This is a genomic window from Streptomyces sp. NPDC013457 (assembly GCF_043089925.1).
In the GTDB taxonomy this organism is placed as follows: domain Bacteria; phylum Actinomycetota; class Actinomycetes; order Streptomycetales; family Streptomycetaceae; genus Streptomyces.
On sequence record NZ_JBICBL010000016.1, the window covers coordinates 16,638 to 33,184 of the forward strand.

The window sequence follows — 16,547 nt, forward strand, 5'->3', positions numbered from 1 at the left end:
CCTGCCGTTGCCGGTGGTGTCGGCGAGGAAGCGGGGATGCTTGTCGGCGAGCCACCCGCCCGCCTCCTCCTGGTGGCCGAACGCCTTCAGGGCCGGTTCGCCGGGGAGCGGTGCGAAGGATCCTTCCTCGTCCTGGAGGGAGATCCAGACGCCGTCGTCGTGGCAGCCGACGATGTCGAGCCTGCCGTTGCCGGTGGTGTCGGCGAGGAAGCGGGGATGCTTGTCGGCGAGCCACCCGCCCGCCTCCTCCTGGTGGCCGAACGCCTTCAGGGCCGGCTCGCCGGGGAGCGGTGCGAAGACTCCTTCTTCGTCCTGGAGGGCCACGTGGACGCCGTTGGCGCCGAGTACGACGACGTCGGGCCGGCCGTCGCCCGTGGTGTCCACGAGAGTCCACAGGTCCTTGGGGCTCGGAGAGGGTGCGGGCGGATGCAGGACGCGCTCCTCGTCCTCGAACGTGCCGTCTGTCCTGCTGGACGAGGTCACGACCCCCTTCGCGGGTTTGAGCGCCACGATGTCCGCTCGGCCTGTTCCCGTGGTGTCGGCGAGGAATCGTTCGCCGAGGCCGGCCCACCACACGGGTTGCCCGCTGGGGGAGCGTGCGGCTCCGGCGCTCTTCCACCCTCCGGCTTTCTGGTCGCTGCCGAACTGTTCGAGGACCAGCAGCATGTCGCTGAAGGAGGGCGTGGCACCGGGAGCGGGGCGCAGGGCGGCCGAGTCGGCCAGCCGCCAGGAGCGGCGGCCGTTCCAGTGGTCCAGCGGTGCCCAGCGCAGGACGGGATCGCTGATGCGTTCGGGCTCGGCCGGGACGAACTGCCAGCGCTGGCTCGGCGCGGTGTCGTCGTACTCGCGCAGGACGATGCCGCTCTCGTCCTGGCCGGCGTCGGCGAGGTCGAGGACGGCGCTGTCGGTGGCGCCTTCGATGAAGTAGCAGCCTGCTTCGCCGTCCACGGGGACGATGTGCCACTGCTGGCTCTTCCGGCCGGCGGCGGCCGTTCCCTGGCGGACGCTGCGGTCTGCGGCGGCGGGGTCGTCGAGGACTTTGCCGCCGTTCGCGTTGCGGATCACGTAGGCGTGGTCGTCCTGCGCGGGGAGGAGCTGCCACTGGTGCGGGAGCGGTCCGCCGTCGTGGAAGTCGCGCACGACGAGCGCTCCGTCCGCGTCCCGCGCGGCGGGGGCGCCCAGGGGTTTGCCGGTGGCGGCGTTGACGATGAGCAGCTTCAGTTCTTCCGTGGGCAGGGGCATCGTTGGGCCTCTTCCAGGCGGTTCGGGCGTTGGCTCAGGAGGGATGCGGCGCGGCGGGGGCCGCGGATCACGTGAAGACGTGGTGGTAGGGGACGTTCCACTCGCTGGGCAGCCGTGGGTAGAAGGTGTTGATGACCGTTCCGGTGAAGTCCCCGCCCCAGTTGTAGGTGAGCCGTACCTCGCTGTTGGGTGTCACGGCGTAGTCCTTGAACCCGAGGATGGCTTCGGGGTGGGTGATGGGCACGAAGGTGATCCCGCCCCACGGTGTCACCGTGACGACCCAGAGCTGGGTGTCCTCGGGGGCGCCGTTCTTGCCGCGCCACTTGTCGCCGACCTTGTCGGGCAGGCCTACCTGGACGGTGTCGGCGGTGCTCTTGGGGGCGTCCTGGTGGACGGTGATGCGCCTGCGCTGCGGCTTGGGGGTGCCGTCGTCGCCGCGCCCGGCGTCGGCCGCGCCCGGAAGGGGAGGCTGGGGCGATACCTGGCCCGCGGCGCTCTCGATGAAGTACAGCGGTCGCTGCCCGAAGAAGCCGGCGGGGGTGATGTACCAGAGGTGGCCTCGCGCCTCCTTGGTGTCCGGGTCGAGCGCGGTGGCCAGCTGTACCCCCTTGTCGTGGCTCTCCTCCCTCAGTTCGGCGGGGCGCAGGTAGCCGCCGTTGAAGGCGTGCACGAGCATGACCGGCCGGTTCTCGACGAGAGCGGCCACGATCGCGTTGTCGTAGCTGTTCACCGCTACCGGGCCGCCGACCACCAGATTCGACATCGTCGTGCGTTCTTGGGTGTACATCGCGAAATCCTCACGTGTTCTGAGTTGGGGCAGAAGAATGCCTTTGGGGCTCAATACAGCGCTCTGTCACGCGACATTGCCAGGGTCCCGATCGCTTTCGGCAGGAAGGCGTCCGAAACACAGTGGACGACTGAGGCCAGGGCCTCGTTCATGGCAACATCCGAGGTCACGGTACCTACGGGTGGAAGTATCGGAAAGTCATCGATCGAGTGATGGGGGTGAAGAAAGGTCACACCTTCGGCGTTTCGGAAGTCATCGCCGAAAATCGACCACTCGATGGGGTGTGACGTTTTGATTCCACTTTCCCGGGTCCCGGCGGGGGCGCTACTTTTGGCTGCCGGAACCTGCGCAGATTTCTGTTCACATTTCACCGGGCGCGGTTCGGACGGAATAGTCGAGGACGGGTAGATGCCTTCCAACGCGTACAGCCTGGTACAGGCCAAGCGTCAGCCGCTGACGAAGAAGAACCTGCGGGAACTCAACATCGAGCAGACCTGGCAGTCCATCCTGAACCACCCCAATCTGGTCTACGTCGACGACTACGGTGTCCAGCACAAGCCCGTCGGGTTCTCCGTGAACAAGACGAGGTTCGGGGCCTTCGGCGGGACCGCGTTCGATCTGGGCTGGCTCGCCTACATGAATCTCGGGGAGCCGCTGATCGAGGTGCGGGGCGACATCGGCCAGCCTCCGCCCGACACCTTCTCCTCACGCACCTACGTCAACCGCAGTCAGTCCGAGATGACCTTCACCGACGCGGTCGACTTCACCGTCTCGAACGGGGTGACGTGGTCGCTGCACGGGGATGCCAAACTCACCTTCGGCGGCAGCATCGGCGCGTCCCTCCAGCTGCAGCTGCAGAACCAGCTCCGCCTGGACCTCCAGTCGCAGCTCGCGGCGTCGTGCCAGAACGGGGCAGCGAACAAGAACGCGAACACGGTGACCAACAAGAACAGCAAGGACAGCGTCGGGGTCGACAACGCCAACACCACCGAGACGTCCGCGAGCACCTCCGCGACGAACTCCGCGTCGAACACGATGACCAACTCGGTGGGGTTCACGACGAGCGGCAGCGCCACGGGCAACGCGTCGCTCAACGCACAGCTGGCCCTGGGCATCGCGGCGACCGTCGGGGGCTCTTTGAACACCAGCTGGGCCTCGAAGTCGCAGATCTCCGGCAAGGTCCCGCCGAACTCCCGCGTGCAGACCATGGTCACGCAGCGGCGCAACCGCAAGCAGTATTCCTACGAGATCCCGGTGACCTTCTCCGGGCTGGTCGCGGTGCGGTACGACGTGCCGGTGACGGTGCTGTCTCCCCCGCAACCCGGGGACTATCCCGGCCTGGAGCAGGTGGTCGCCCGCGGCATCGCTGACATCGGCCTGGCACCCGGCGGCTTCCGCATGAAAGGGCTGGCCGAGGTCGTCTCCGCCCTGGAGGTCCACCACACGATGCTCGACGGCGAGGCCCTGGCCGTCAGCGAGCAGACGCTGCACAAGCAGCCCTGACCGCGCGGCGCCGCCGCGACGACGACGACGACCAGAGGTGACGACCATGGTGTTCGACAACATCTTCAACTCCGCCGGCAAGGGCGCGGGGCTCTTCTCCGTGACCACCGACACCGCCAAGCCCCGCCCGGGCGAGGGCGTCGACTTCGAGGACTGCGACGACGACACCTACGACGACACGAGCGCCAGCCTGTTCAACAACGCCATCCACGGCGCCTCCTCCCGCGCGAAGATCGTGCAGGAAACCTGTCCCGAAGCTCGGGCCGTTCTTGGCTTCCTCGGCTCCTTCATCCAGACCACCCAGGCATCCGCCGGCGCACAGGCCCAGTACGCCCAGGATCCCGGCTCGGTGACCCAGGCGGCCTCCGCCGGCATGCAGGAAGGGAGCACCACAGTCACGGAACACGGCGGTCTCCAGAAGGACGAGGACCTGGAGAACAGGCCGAAGAAGAGCGACTACGCCAAGCCGCCCAAGACGCCGGAAGCCCCGAAGCCGCCCGAGGCCCCGAAGGCGCCCAAGGCGACCGCGGAGAAGCCGTCCGCTTCCCAGTAGTTCCAGGTTCGTGAGGGTGCAGGGGCGAAGCCGCCCCTGCACCCTCAGGCTTCACACGGGCAGCAGCTGCCACTGTCGGCTTTGGTGGTCGCCCTCGGCCCCGTCCTGCTTGACCGCCGCACGGGCGTTGGTGTCGACGCGCAGGAGCAGACCGCTGTTGCGGTTCGCGATCTCGTACACCCGCGGCGTGCCGTCCGGTGAGCCCACCGGGATCAGCCGCCACTGCTGATGGTATGCCTCGCTCCCCTCGTAGGCGCGCTGCGCGACCATCGCCCCGGCCGTCTCCTGCGCTCCGAGAGCCTCCAGCACCTTGCCGCTGCGCACGTTCTCGATCCGGTACAGCACATCGCCGTCCTCCTGGCCCGCCACGACCAGCCGCCACCGCTGGTGATCCCGGGCGGCTGCGAGCACCTGGTGGATCTCGGCCCCGTCCTTGAGCGACTCCCGGTGCACTCCCATGCGCAGCCTGCTGCGGACATTGGCCCAGGAGACCACCGAGCCCGACTCGGGCAGCCCGGCCATCCTCGCCGACGCGATCTTCCGAATCCGGTGATTGACGAAGTCGGCGATGTAGAGCGTGTCGACGCAGTCCACAGCGAGCCCAATCGGGTTGTTCAGCAGGGCCGAGGCGGCCAGGCCGCCGTCACCGCCGAAGCCCGCGGTGCCCGTACCGGCGACCGTGCTGATCTGCCCGTCGGCCGCAACCCTACGGACCCGGTGATTGCGGTAGTCGGCGATGTAGAGCGTGCCGGTGCTGTCCACCACCGCCCCCACCGGGCCCGCCACCTTTGCGGAGGCCGCAGGTCCGCCGTCACCGCCGAAGCCCGCGGTGCCCGTACCGGCGACCGTGCTGATCTGCCCGTCGGCCGCGACCCTACGGACCCGGTGATTGCCGAAGTCGACGATGTAGAGGTCGCCCGCACTGTCGACCGCCACTGCGTGCGGGCCGTTCAACTGGGCTGAAGTCGCGGGTCCACCGTCTCCCTTGAATCCCGCGACCCCGTTCCCCGCGATCGTGCTGATCTTCCCGTCAGCTGTGATCCTCCGGACCCGGTTATTGTGATAGTCGGAGAAGTAGAGGGTCCCGGCGCTGTCGACGGCCACCCCGAACGGGCCGTTCAACCGGGCGGCAGCAGCGGGACCACCGTCACCGCTGAAGCCCGCAGTGTTCGTGCCGGCGACTGTGCTGATCCTCCCATCGGTCGTGATCTTCCGGATCCGGTGGTTGCCTGCATCGGCGATGTAGAGAGTGCCGGCGCTGTCGAGCACAACCTCACGCGGCGAACTCAGCTGGGCCGACACGGCAGGACCGTTGTCCCCGCTGAACCCCGCGGCCCCGGTTCCCGCGACCGTGCTGATCTTCCCGTCTGTTGTGATCTTACGGATCCGGTGGCTGCCGAAGTCGGCGAAGTAGAGAGTCCCGTCGCGGTCCACCGCGATCCCGTAGGGGCGGTTCAATTGAGCCGAAACGGCAGGCCCGTTGTCTCCTGCGAATCCGGCGACCCCGGTACCCGCGACCGTGGTGATCGCAGGGGCGGCCCGCTCGCCTTCCGCGGCTTCCATGGGGGCAGTGCTCATCGTCGTTCCTTCACCGTTCACCGACCGCCTGCCACAGACAGTCGTCAGTTGATACCGTCCGGCCGCCGCGGTCACCGCCGCCGCAAGGAGCATCGACGAGACCCTCCGGGGCAGTCGCAGACCTCCTCGTGGAGCGACCGCTTCCCCGGCGACGGGCGCGCAGAACTCGCCCAACCCCCACGGCGGACCCCACCCCGCCAGACCCGTCGGACGCTTCACGCCAGACCCGTCGGACACGTCACGCCGCGCCCTCCCCACGAGCCCCGTTGAGGCCATGAACCACCGCCTGAGTTCTGCCGGCTGCCCTCTGGCAACCGACGACAGCCTGTCCACGTACAGAGGGGTAATTCCGCATTCATACCGGTGAGTGATCAAGTTCTAGCCACGACACCCGCACCCGCCACCCAGGAGGGAACGTTTTCCCCGGACCACTACAACGGCGGACCACCATCTCGATTTCGGCCCGATCACGACCACGGCGCCCACCGCCCGGACACGCTCACGCCGGTGCACGGCCAACCCGCCATCTAGTAAAGATCACTCCGCCGAGCCTCTCGGAGTACCGCCAGAGCCTGTGCAACGGCGCACCCACGGCGCGTACCGCCTCTCGGTCGGACACCCCCGCTGCGAAGGCGCCGCACCCCCAGGCGGCGCCGCGGGCTCGATAGGCCCGGGGGCGATACGGCCGGGCCGGTAGGCCAGGGCCACGGCCAACTGCCGACGTCCAACGGAACATACGCAGGCTGACCTGGTGCTCAGGGTTCGAAGATAGGCCGGGCGTGTATCGAAGAAGAGGTCCGACTCGTTACGCTGCCGTGGCTGTCCTGCTGCGGGGCGGGCCTGGGCGCGGCTCCGACCCACGCCTGGTCAGGTGATCGCTGCCTCACGCGGGGTGCGGTCGCCGCTGCCACGAACATCGGCAGCGCCAGGAAGAGGCGGTCGGCCTCGGCCCGCGAACGCTGCTCGGCGATCCAGTTGTCCGACTGCTCGCGCGTAACGGCACCAAAGGAGCAGGCTGCTTGGGCCAGTCCGGTGAGCAAGAGCAACATCGCCGACCCGGTGAAGACGCCTGTGTGCACCTCGACCGTCACATCGCCGAACCGGCTGTTCAGTAGCAGGTTGCGGTACCGGCGAGCAGCACGCGGGCCGGCGGTCAGGTCGGCGCGGGCGTGCACGATGGTGCGGGTGAGGGCCGGATCGTCGGAGTCGATGACGAAGGTGTCCCAGTCCTGGCCGACCAGCAGGATCCGCCCTCCAGGCACGAGAACCCTGCGGGCCTCCGCCAACGCCCGCTCCGGCTCGTCCAGTTCGTGGAAGACCTTGTCGGCCCGGTAACCGTCCACCGAGGCGTCCGGTAGCGGCAGCCCGTACGCTCCCGCGATCCGGAAGTCCGCCTCGGGCCACCGGCTACGGGCGACGGCGATCATCCGCTCGCTCGGGTCCACACCGACGGCCTTCACGCCCCGTTCGGCCAGTTCCGCCACCGCCCGTCCGGCGCCACAGCCCACGTCCACCACGGACGTTCCGGGATCGGCGCCGAGCAAGTCATAGGAGCGAGCCCTCAGCGACTCGGCGCCCGGCAGCCGGTCCGCTGCGTCGAGCCGTGCTACGAGGTCGGTCGCCGGCTGGGGCGTCTGTTCCGTTTCCCTGGTCATGAGCACCAGACTGGGACTTAATGTCGGCATGAAGTCAAGCGAGCAAAAGGCGCCCGGTGACGGCGAGCGTGACTCGATGGGCATCGGGGCCCTCGCCAAACGCCTCGGTCTGGCCACGCACGTCCTGCGTCACTGGGAGTCGATGGGGCTCCTAGCCCCCGCACGTGACTCCGCCGGTCGCCGCCGCTACCGGATCGCCGACCTCACACGCGTCGCCGTCATCCAGCGCGCCAAGGACGCAGGGCTCTCCCTCGACACCATCCGCTCGCTGACCGCTACCGCCGATGCCGTGAAGCGACGGAACATCCTGCGCGCAGAAGCCAAGGCGCTCCGCTCCCGTATCGCCGCTGCGCAGGCATCCCTCGACCTCATCGAATGCGCCCTCGGCTGTGATCACGAGGACTTCAACCAGTGCGCCCAGTTCCAGCAGGTTGTGACGGATCACATCGGCACGGATATGGCCGCCCACGTCCCCGACTGAGCACGTGCGCAGGCACGTTGAATGTGCCGGCCACAGTCACTCGTTGATGGCCGCGACGAGGACGGTCGCCACGTACCGGACCGCAAGCTTGTCACACCGCGTGGGCACGGCCCGATTCCCCTTGAAGCCGTTGATGCCGCACTCGACCCGTAGCGCTCGCGGTAACCGGCCGGGTCGAACTTCGGCCGCCCGCCACCACTTGAGCCGCGCTTCCTACGGTCAGCACCGGCAGTGACCGCCCACATCGCCGCCGGGTACCCCGCATCACGCGGATTCCCCGGCGGCCTGGCCGTTCACACCACGGGGCGACGGGCGTGGAAGAGGCCCCAGCGCAGCATGCCCCGGCGGCTGATGTCCACCCACAGAGGCAGGTTGTCGAGAAGTTCGTCGAGGTAAGCAGCGCTGATGACCCGGCGCAGTTCGCCCGTGCGGTGGCGTACCTCGTGATCGAGGCGCGCGTAGTGGGTGACCAGGTGCTCGGTGCCGTCCTCGAACTCGGCCTTCAGGCCGAGTCGGGACAGGTGCTCCAGGTAGAACGAGGGCGTGGCAAGGGTTTCCACGGCAAGTCGCGAGAGCGCCGGGCGCAGGGCCTGGGGCGGGGTCGTTTCGGCGGCCATGATGTCGGAGAACACCAGCGCCCCGCCTGGTTTGAGAACCCGCGCCGCCTCACGCAGCGCGTCGGGCCGGTCGGGCACGTGACACAGGACTTCCAGCGACCAGACCGCATCGAAGCGTCCGCTCTCGTAGGGAAGATGGCTCACGGAGCCGGCCTCGACCTCGATCGAACGTTCCAGACCGCACTTGGCGTTGGCGGCGCGATGGCGTCGGTTGTGCTCTTCGCTGAGATCGAGGGCCACCACCCGGCAGCCGAACCGCTCGGCCAGTGCGCGGGACGAGCCGCCATACCCCGAACCGAGGTCGAGCACCGTGGCGTCCGGGCCCAGCAGATCCGCGATTCCATCCGCGGCGTGCTGCACCGTACGGCGAGAGGCGTCCGCGATCGCCTCTTCCGGGTGGGCGTAGACGCCGATGTGGATGTCTTCACCGCCCCACACCGCGTCGTAGAAGGCGTCGACGTCGCCGGTGTCGTAGTAGTGGCGGGTGGACGCCTCATGGTCTGGAGCGGTGGGCGCGTCCGTGGGGTCATCCGTCATAACGGGTGCATTCCCCACATCGGCCCCCGCCGATCCCCGCGAGCCAGCCAACCATCCACCGGGCAACCGGCCGGCCGAAGTCCCGGCCGGCACTGCTACGACGGCCTGCGGTGACCCGGTCCCACGGCGGAAGCCCCCGTGTGGGCGGTCAGCCGTCGGGTCCCGCACTGCACCCACTGTCCGTGGCTGGCTGGACGCACCGTCCCAGCCCCGGACGGGCCCGGGTTGCCTGCTCCGGCGGGCAGGTCAGGGCGGACCAACAGGTGGTATGCCGCCGCGCTCCCCACGGCGCTGCGCCACGCCCCCAGGACGCTCACCGGCTCGGTGCGCGACCAGAGCGCACGTCGGGGAGTCACGTCGCCGTTGTGCAGGGCGACCTCCGCCTCGTAAAGCACGGTCCTGAGCCCGGCCAGAGAGTTTTCATGATCGGACATGCCTTCATCATGTCCCGGTGCCCCGCCTGCGGCCTGCGCTGCGAGCGGGGCGTGGCAGGCTGTGAAGGCTGCCCGGGCGCTCATCGCGGGAGCCGGCCGGTGCACCGGCGACGTGCCGTCGGCGCTTCCACCCTCCTGGGCGTCCGCTGGTGTATCGCGGAGCCACGAAGACGTCTGCCGGCTGCTGCCCGACACACGCAACTCCCGCTGCGTCGGTGAGTGGACCGCCACCAGGCTCTGCCGGTACCTCGCTTCCGTCCTGAAGTCGTACGCCGCGGCCTGCAAGACCACCGTCGTCGACTGAGAAGGCTGCTTCGCCTCACCAGCGGGGCCAGGTGAGGCGAAGCGACATGTCAACGTCAGCAGCGATGACACCGCCGCGATCCACTCACCGCAGACGCATCCGGGCCTGTGGCACCTGCCGACCGACAACTCGACTGAAAGCGAGCGTTGTCCGCGTACGGGTTGTCCGCTCACGTGTCCGCCGACACGGGTGCTATGGCCGGAAGAGGTGCGCGGATCCGGTGATCTCCAGGAGTCGGGTCACGGCAGGGCTGGCGTGCGCGATGGTGAGGTTCTGGCGTTCGTCCAGGGCATGCAGACGGGCGCGCAGGAGCGTGTTGAGGCCCGTGGAGTCGCAGAAGGAGACCTGTGAGAGGTCGAGAGCCACGCCGGTCCCGGGCTCATCGCAGGCGGTCACTACGTGGAGGAGGGCTGTTCTCAGGTCCGTGGCGGTGTCGAGGTCGATTTCTCCGCGGACCGTGACGAGCGCACCGGTCTTGGTCGGGGTCACGGACACGTCCATGCGGCATTCACGGTCCGTGCGGGAGTCCGCCGGGCGTGCGGGGCCGGGGAGCAGGGTCATTTTCAACACCTCCGGGAGCACGAGGGGGCCTGCATCGAGTGTCTTCTCTCCCTTGTCGCACGTCAACAGTTTCATGAAATGCATTTCGCATGTTGAGGGGCCTGGAGCATCATGGAGGCATGGCAGCAGGTGGAGATCACTCGGAATGGACCTTTCTCACCAATCACGCCCGCGTACTGCTGGCGATCTCCCGCGACCCGGGCGTCCGGCTCCGGGACGTCGCCGAGAGCTGTGGCGTGACTGAGCGCACCGTGCAGGCGATCGTCGCCGACCTGGAGGGCGCCGGGTACCTCACGCGGGCCCGCGACGGGCGGCGCAACCGCTACACCCTGGTCCCCGGCGCCGTGTTCCGGCATCCCGCCGAAGCAGGACAGGAGATCGGCGGCCTCCTCGAACTTCTCGCCGATCCCCAGCCCCGCATGGAGATCACACCGTAGCCGCCGAGCCCGAGCCCGGGGGCGGCCGATTTCTGTGCGTGGCACGGTCGCGGCAGGGCCGGGCCGGTCCCGTATCCTGCCGGCGGGCCGTTGCGGTTCTTGCCGAATCGAACATCATCGGGTGGCGGAACCCGATGGAGCTGCCTGATCGCCGCAGCTTGCCGATCCGGTCGGGACCGGAAGCGGCACGGCGCCGACACAGGCATGCGCCGTGCGAGCGGCCGCTGGTGGAGCCCTTGGAGCTCCTAACGAAAGGGCGCAAGCGGCATCCTGACCGGCTGGTGTTCCAGCGCATTCTGTTCGTCCTGCATACCGGGATCGCCTGGGAACACCTGCCTCAGGAACTTGGCTTCGGCTCAGGCATGACCTGCTGGCGCCGCCCGGCCGAGTGGACGGAGGCCGGTGTGTGGCCCAGGCTGCACGAGGCTCTCCTGGCCAAGCTCCGCAGCGCCAACGCCCTGGACTTCTCCTGGGCAGCCGTCGACGGCTCTCACACCTGTGCGTTGAAGGCGGCTCCAAGACCGGACGCAGCCCTGTCGACCGAGGTGGAACGGGCAGCAGGCACCACTTGATCACCGAAGCCACTGGGTGCGGCCGAAATGACGTGACCCAGCTCGTTCCGCTGTTCGAAGCCGTTCCGTCGGTGCGGGGCAAACGCGGCCGGCCCCGGCGCCGCCCGGACGTCGTGCTTGGTGACCGCGGGTACGACCACGTCAAGTACCGCCGTCTCGTGTGGGAGCTTGGGGTGAACCCGACGATCGCCCGCCGCGGGACCGAGCACGGTTCCGGGCTCGGCACCCGCCGCTGGGTCGTGGAGCGCGCATTCGCCCATCTGCACTGATTCCGCCGCCTGCGGATCCGGTGGGAGATCCGCGACGACGTCCATGAAGCCTTCCTCAAGCTTGCCTGCTGCATCATCTGCTGGCGGCGCCTGGCGAAGCTCGTGCCTCAGCCGCCGGTCGAGCCGAAGCCGCGGTCCTGAATCACTGGAAACGCCTTCTCCGCAGCGGCAAGCCACGCATCGATTTCGTCGTGGGAGGACCGGATGGCGCTGATCAGCTCCACAAGGGCGTCCAGCTTCTGCCTGCCGACGTTCAGGCGCAGTTGCTCAAGCGAAACTTCCTGGTACGGCATGCTCAGCTGCCACCAGAAGCGCATCAGGTAGCGACACTCCTGCTGCTCCCGGTCATCAGCGAGACGACTGTGCACGACTGCTTGGACGCACTGCCGCTGTTCATCATCGCGAAAGCCATCCCGCAGGTCAGTCAAAGTCACAGTGGGACGGTACCAACCGCGCCCACCAACAGGCGTCCTGAGGTCATTCCGTGAGGAGTTCTGAGGGGCGAATGACGATCTTTCCCACATGTGCCCCGCGTGCGACTACCTCTTGTGCCTGTGCGGCTTGGTCCAGAGGAAAGGTCGCAGCGACAACCGGCTGGACCGCAGCCCGGCGCGCCAGGTCCGTCAGCAGGGCGAAGTGGGCGGGTGTGTGCAACGAGGAGCCGATCACCTGTGCGTTGTGCAGATAGAGACGGCGGACGTCCAAGGATCACTTCGTAGCCGGCGAGCGCGCCGGCGATGACCCACCGGCCGCCTTCGCGCAAGAGCGGCAGACCTACCGCGAGCAGCTCGCCGACGACCACGTCGAGCGCCACATCAATGTCGTTCGGGGCGACAACGCGGATCTGCTCGGCGACATCTCACCCGCGGTCGGCGGCTTCGTGTGCGCCTGCCTCGGGCACCGGATCGGTCTTGGATCCGCTGCTGAGGGCGATCACCCTCGCACCACGCGCACGGGCGATCTGCACCAGCGCCAGGCCGACACCACCGGACGCCCCCGAGACGAGGGCGGTTTCCCCCTCCCGCAGCCGACCTCGTTCGATCATGCCCAGCGCCGTGCCGTATGCAGTCGGCAACGTCGCGAGTTGGTCATCCGTGAGAGGGGATTCCGTCATGTCGTGCACGCGTTCCACCCTCCCGGTCACGTACTCGGCATACCCGCCGTCGCGTTCGCTCCCCATCAGGCCCATCGGATTGGCGTCCGGCCCCAAGGCGTCGTAGATCGCCGGATCGACGACCACACGGCGCCCGACGAGTTCTGCGTCCACGCCGGCGCCGACCGCCGCAATCCGGCCCGCCGCATCGGCGCCCTGGATCCGCGGAAAGTCGATCGGGCCTCGCCAACCCGACAACGCCTTCGGGTCTCCCGGCAGGCCGTAGGCACCTTCACGGGTCCACAGATCAGTGTTGTTCAGCGCCGCCGCGGTGATCCGGATCAGCACCTCTCCTGCCTGTGGGACAGGGACGGCCACGTCGACGAGCTCAAGAACCTCAGGCCCACCGTGCGCCACGATGCGCACCGCGCGCATCGACTCAGGTACACCCACCGCTCGACCTCCTCACGGGCAGAGTCCCACCGCTCGCCGTCCACCCGCGCCGTAGCGCCGCTTACCGAATGCCGGGCGCAAGCAACTCGAGATGGCCGCCCCCGGGAGCCGTGTTCCAAGACTCCGCCGGGCGCTTCCCGACGGGTTCGGCGAGCGACGCCGGCAGCGTGTGGCAGTCGCAGGGGGACGGGCTGCCGCAGCGTCTGCGTAAGGGCACTGTCCGGCGCGTCTGCCGGTAGCAGCGTGCGGCCCTCGCCCACGCATAGGGGCATGGACCGTAGACGACAGCCGCACGCTCACCAGGCCTCTGCCCACCCCTCCCGCTCACACACCTGAAGCGCTTCCCGCAAGTACCGCGTGTCCTGCCACGCCTGAGGAGAGTTGAGCACCTCATGAAGACCGCTGAGCCTGTCAACGGCGAATACCTCAACACCGACGAACCCCGCCTGCCGCTGCTTACCGCAGCCGAAGTCCGCCAGGCGATCGGCTACCTGAAGCGGCTGGGCACCCTTGACACCACCCATATCGGGTACGCCGCCGATCGGCTCGCCGACGACCTCGCCGGGCGGCTCCCTTCGGACTAGCGGCAGAACAGCCGCCCGGGAGCCGCTCCCGCTGCACGCCGGCCTGCGGGGCTCAGGTCGGCGAGTAGCGCACCGACTCGAAGATGAGGCCGAACACGAAGATCGCAGCCGAGAAGGTGGTGGCCGCCAAGAAGTCGCGGCCAACCACGTGGAAGCCGGATACCGTGCCTGGGCTGATTGAGGTGGTGTCAGGCGGCCGTGATGCCGGTGAGGGTGCTCTGGAGTCGGCGGATCGCGTCTTCGGCTTCCGTGTACTGCTGGGGTTCCGGCGTGACGGCACCGAAGGTGGAGCCGCCTTCGGCAGGTAGGGCGCGCCAGTGCAGGACCGGCGTGAACGTGGTGGCAGCCGCGCCGAGGAACCAGGCCAGGCGTCCGTGGACGTGGGCGAGGGCGATGGCCAGGGCGGCGAGCGCTTCCCTCAGGTGTGCCAGCCGGTCGACCTCGGGCAGCATCTCCTGGGACTGCGCAGTGCCGATGGCGGCTTGCAGTTCGGCGGCCGCCTTCTCGGCGACGGCACGGTCGTCGTGCGTCGGGACCCACACCCGTTCACGGATCAGCCGTTCGGCTTCCTCCGCGAGGTTCTCGATGACTCTCCCCATGTCCACGCACGTCACTCTAGCGGTGGGTGCAGACAGATCTGGCAGGTGATCCCGGGAGAAGCGACTGCCTCTGGCGCGTACTGAGCGGTCCGCTGGGCAGAACACCCGAGGATCCGCCGAGGCACGTCTGGTGGACTTGATGTCTGCGGTGGGAGCGAGCGACCTATGCCCGCCCATAGGGAGGACCGCGGACGCGGCCGCCCGCTCACCAGCGCCTCTGCCCGGCCATACCAGCCGCACACATGCTGAAAGTGAAGGATCGAGACACCGTACAGCCGGAGGCCGTCGACGGTCCGATCGGCGATCTGGACGGTCTCCCGCCTGCGTACCCGCTCCCCCGGTCCCCCGGTCCGACCGGATCGGAGGTCTGCCCGCTGCTCGGTCATGATGTGGAACAGCCCAGGGGAACCGGTGACGCCGAGCCCGCGCCGCACGGGCGGAGTGCGGGCTACGAGACGAGGCTTCTCCGGCCAGCGGGCAGGCCGCCGCCTGGGGGCGGCCTGCCCGGCCGTCACCACTCGGGGTGGACTTCGTGGCTGTCGTAGCGGGAACCTGCGGTGCTGATCCATGGCCTGAATCGACCGGGCCCCGAGTCCTCGTGCGCGTAGGTCACGGGTTCCTCCGTCTCATCGGTGACGATGACGGCTCCCTTCTTCTGAGCGCAGCGCAGCGCATGTGTCCAGTGCCGACCACGATGGCCGGTGCGATAGTCGGGGATCTTGCATTCAGTCATCGGCTCTCACCGCCGCGCCCTGATGTCGCCTGCCCATACGAAAGGGATGGGCGTCCGACTGTGCCGAACATGCGGAAATACCCTATTTGTGTAAGTTTGAACCATAACTCTGAAGCTTCCTGGGCAGCTGCGCCGGCCGGCCCGGCACTGGCCGCCCGGGGCGGCCCGTCCCTGGCACACGGAGAAGAGATGCCATCGAGCGCCACGGCCCTGCTGTACAGCAGCAACGCAGGTACCCGGGCACAGGTCCGCCTGGCGGCCGGGCGCAGGCCCGCATCCGACATTCCGCCCGTGGCGTTCGTCGACTGCGCGACCGTGCCTGCGGTCCTGCAGGCACTGGGCAGTAGCCGGATCGACGTCTGTGTGCTGGACGGCGAGGCGGTCCCCCTCGGGGGTATGGGTGTGTGCAGGCAGATCAAGAGCGAGATCTTCCAGTGCCCGCCGGTCCTGCTCCTGATCGGCCGGCCGCAGGACGCCTGGCTGGCTCGCTGGAGCCTCGCCGACGCCACGGTCACCCTGCCCGTGGAGCCGGTGGAACTCGCCGCGGCCCTCGCCGCGTTGCTACGCGAGCCGCACTAGAACCGCCCGAGAGGCCCACAGCTGCACTGCCTCACCCTGCACGGGTTTCGCGCGCCGGAGCCTCGAGGTGTTCGTGGCGCCGAGCCCATGCGCCCCGTGCCGGCACACCGGCGTGTTCGGAACCCATCACCCGAGGATCGTCAGCCGCACCTGGCGGTCCGGACCCGCGCATCCCGCCTGGACCGCGACTACCCGCCCCTTCCGCCCGCCTGCCACCGCGACCATGATCACGGGGCGCGCACACGTCGGTTCACCGCTGGGTGAGTGAAGTGAGCCAGGCCCATGGTCGCGTCGGGCAGCTGTCGCCGCCGCCAGTTGGAGGATGGCCCCCACCGATCACCCTGCAGCCAGGAGATTCCGTGCTGGAACGCAAGCAGACCAAGGGCCGCACTCACGTCACGTTCGTCCTGCCGGCCGACACGCCTCCCGGCCCGGTCAGCGTGGTGGGTGACTTCAACGACTGGCAGCCCGGCGCCCACACCCTGGCACCGCGCAAGGACGGGACGCGCGCGGTCACCGTGGCCCTGCCTGGCAGCGGCGTGCACTCCTTCCGTTACCTGGCCGCAGGCGACTACTGGTTCGACGAAGAGCAGGCCGACAGCCACGACGGCACCAACAGTCGCCTGTACACCTGACATAAGCGAGTGGCCGGGCACCGCTTGGTGCCCGGCCACTGACGTGCCCGCCCGGGAGCGCGGCGGCCCCCACCGGACCGACTGCTCCCTCCAGATCCGGCACTCTGAAATGGACCAGCCAGCTGCGTCGGAGCCCTGTTTTCGGAGCAGCTCGCTCGGCCTTCTTGGTGCGCAGCAGTTCGACGATGCGCCGTCCCGAGGCATGTCCCACGCTTTCACCACCGTTCTCGCTCTGGCCGATCCGGCTGGGCCGGAGACATGTTCACTCTCTCCGTGGCTCCTCCACGCGACCTTGTCGGCCCTGCTGACGTCCTTGTCCTTCGCCACGCCTCTCTCCTCTG

At 68.6% G+C, this 16,547-nt stretch carries 15 protein-coding genes and 4 pseudogenes; 8 read left to right on the forward strand and 11 right to left on the reverse strand.

Features of this window, described 5'->3' with window-relative positions; all coding sequences use genetic code 11:
• The 3 genes from ACF1G2_RS32720 to ACF1G2_RS32730 form a co-directional block, all read right to left on the reverse strand.
• On the reverse strand, nucleotides 1–1,242 hold a 1,242-nt coding region (locus tag ACF1G2_RS32720; RefSeq protein ID WP_391801785.1), incomplete at its 3' end, for an RICIN domain-containing protein.
• Nucleotides 1,243–1,309: 67 nt separating this feature from the next.
• Nucleotides 1,310–2,029, reverse strand: a complete 720-nt coding sequence (locus ACF1G2_RS32725; RefSeq protein WP_391801786.1) for a hypothetical protein — start codon at nucleotides 2,027–2,029, stop codon at nucleotides 1,310–1,312.
• Nucleotides 2,030–2,079: 50 nt separating this feature from the next.
• Nucleotides 2,080–2,448: a hypothetical protein gene (locus tag ACF1G2_RS32730; RefSeq protein ID WP_391801787.1), complete on the reverse strand. Its 369-nt coding sequence runs from the start codon at nucleotides 2,446–2,448 to the stop codon at nucleotides 2,080–2,082.
• Here ACF1G2_RS32730 and ACF1G2_RS32735 point away from each other — a divergent pair.
• Both ACF1G2_RS32735 and ACF1G2_RS32740 read left to right on the forward strand, forming a co-directional pair.
• Complete coding sequence (locus ACF1G2_RS32735) at nucleotides 2,438–3,532, forward strand: hypothetical protein (protein WP_391801788.1); 1,095 nt, start codon at nucleotides 2,438–2,440, stop codon at nucleotides 3,530–3,532. The two genes, ACF1G2_RS32730 and ACF1G2_RS32735, sit on opposite strands and share 11 nt — an antisense overlap.
• 46 nt (nucleotides 3,533–3,578) lie before the next feature.
• The gene (locus ACF1G2_RS32740) at nucleotides 3,579–4,085 is read left to right on the forward strand and encodes a hypothetical protein (RefSeq protein ID WP_391801789.1); all 507 of its coding nucleotides are present in this window, start codon (nucleotides 3,579–3,581) and stop codon (nucleotides 4,083–4,085) included.
• Nucleotides 4,086–4,136: 51 nt separating this feature from the next.
• Here the strand turns inward: ACF1G2_RS32740 and ACF1G2_RS32745 are convergent, their stop codons facing one another.
• Nucleotides 4,137–5,663 (reverse strand): RICIN domain-containing protein, encoded by a 1,527-nt coding sequence (locus ACF1G2_RS32745; RefSeq protein WP_391801950.1) that lies wholly within the window; start codon nucleotides 5,661–5,663, stop codon nucleotides 4,137–4,139.
• A gap of 890 nt (nucleotides 5,664–6,553) precedes the next feature.
• Nucleotides 6,554–7,318 (reverse strand): annotated as a pseudogene (locus tag ACF1G2_RS32750) (methyltransferase domain-containing protein); the annotation flags it as partial.
• A 28-nt stretch (nucleotides 7,319–7,346) separates the two neighbouring features.
• Here ACF1G2_RS32750 and ACF1G2_RS32755 point away from each other — a divergent pair.
• The gene (locus ACF1G2_RS32755; RefSeq protein WP_391801790.1) at nucleotides 7,347–7,799 is read left to right on the forward strand and encodes a MerR family transcriptional regulator; all 453 of its coding nucleotides are present in this window, start codon (nucleotides 7,347–7,349) and stop codon (nucleotides 7,797–7,799) included.
• A 293-nt stretch (nucleotides 7,800–8,092) separates the two neighbouring features.
• On the opposite strand, the gene ACF1G2_RS32760 is transcribed toward ACF1G2_RS32755, so the two are convergent.
• Together ACF1G2_RS32760 and ACF1G2_RS32765 are read right to left on the reverse strand one after the other, a co-directional pair.
• Nucleotides 8,093–8,953: an SAM-dependent methyltransferase gene (locus ACF1G2_RS32760; protein WP_391801791.1), complete on the reverse strand. Its 861-nt coding sequence runs from the start codon at nucleotides 8,951–8,953 to the stop codon at nucleotides 8,093–8,095.
• A 930-nt stretch (nucleotides 8,954–9,883) separates the two neighbouring features.
• Nucleotides 9,884–10,252 carry an STAS domain-containing protein gene (locus tag ACF1G2_RS32765; RefSeq protein ID WP_391801792.1) on the reverse strand — a complete coding sequence of 123 codons (369 nt, stop codon included), beginning with the start codon at nucleotides 10,250–10,252 and terminating at the stop codon, nucleotides 9,884–9,886.
• A gap of 119 nt (nucleotides 10,253–10,371) precedes the next feature.
• Between ACF1G2_RS32765 and ACF1G2_RS32770 the strand changes: the two genes are divergently transcribed.
• Nucleotides 10,372–10,689 (forward strand): helix-turn-helix transcriptional regulator, encoded by a 318-nt coding sequence (locus tag ACF1G2_RS32770; protein WP_391801793.1) that lies wholly within the window; start codon nucleotides 10,372–10,374, stop codon nucleotides 10,687–10,689.
• 224 nt (nucleotides 10,690–10,913) lie between these two features.
• A pseudogene (locus ACF1G2_RS32775) lies at nucleotides 10,914–11,671 on the forward strand (IS5 family transposase).
• On the opposite strand, the gene ACF1G2_RS32780 reads toward ACF1G2_RS32775, so the two are convergent.
• On the reverse strand, nucleotides 11,638–11,964 hold the full coding sequence (locus tag ACF1G2_RS32780; RefSeq protein ID WP_391801794.1) for a hypothetical protein: 327 nt from the start codon (nucleotides 11,962–11,964) through the stop codon (nucleotides 11,638–11,640). The pseudogene ACF1G2_RS32775 and the gene ACF1G2_RS32780 sit on opposite strands and share 34 nt — an antisense overlap.
• A 43-nt stretch (nucleotides 11,965–12,007) precedes the next feature.
• Nucleotides 12,008–13,076, reverse strand: a pseudogene (locus ACF1G2_RS32785) (zinc-binding dehydrogenase).
• Nucleotides 13,077–13,468: 392 nt separating this feature from the next.
• Between ACF1G2_RS32785 and ACF1G2_RS32790 the strand changes: the two are divergent.
• Nucleotides 13,469–13,660, forward strand: coding sequence for a hypothetical protein (locus ACF1G2_RS32790; RefSeq protein ID WP_391801795.1), 192 nt, complete (start codon nucleotides 13,469–13,471; stop codon nucleotides 13,658–13,660).
• A 188-nt stretch (nucleotides 13,661–13,848) separates the two neighbouring features.
• Here ACF1G2_RS32790 and ACF1G2_RS32795 read toward each other — a convergent pair whose 3' ends face one another.
• Nucleotides 13,849–14,259: a hypothetical protein gene (locus ACF1G2_RS32795; RefSeq protein WP_391801951.1), complete on the reverse strand. Its 411-nt coding sequence runs from the start codon at nucleotides 14,257–14,259 to the stop codon at nucleotides 13,849–13,851.
• Between the two features lie 922 nt (nucleotides 14,260–15,181).
• Between ACF1G2_RS32795 and ACF1G2_RS32800 the strand changes: the two genes are divergently transcribed.
• A complete protein-coding gene (locus tag ACF1G2_RS32800; RefSeq protein WP_391801796.1) occupies nucleotides 15,182–15,571 on the forward strand; it encodes a hypothetical protein in 390 nt (129 codons plus the stop codon).
• 359 nt (nucleotides 15,572–15,930) lie between these two features.
• Nucleotides 15,931–16,206 carry an isoamylase early set domain-containing protein gene (locus tag ACF1G2_RS32805; protein WP_391801797.1) on the forward strand — a complete coding sequence of 92 codons (276 nt, stop codon included), beginning with the start codon at nucleotides 15,931–15,933 and terminating at the stop codon, nucleotides 16,204–16,206.
• A 154-nt stretch (nucleotides 16,207–16,360) separates the two neighbouring features.
• Here the strand turns inward: ACF1G2_RS32805 and ACF1G2_RS32810 are convergent.
• Nucleotides 16,361–16,444: pseudogene (locus ACF1G2_RS32810) on the reverse strand (DUF3140 domain-containing protein); the annotation flags it as partial.
• Between the last annotated feature and the right edge of the window lie 103 nt (nucleotides 16,445–16,547).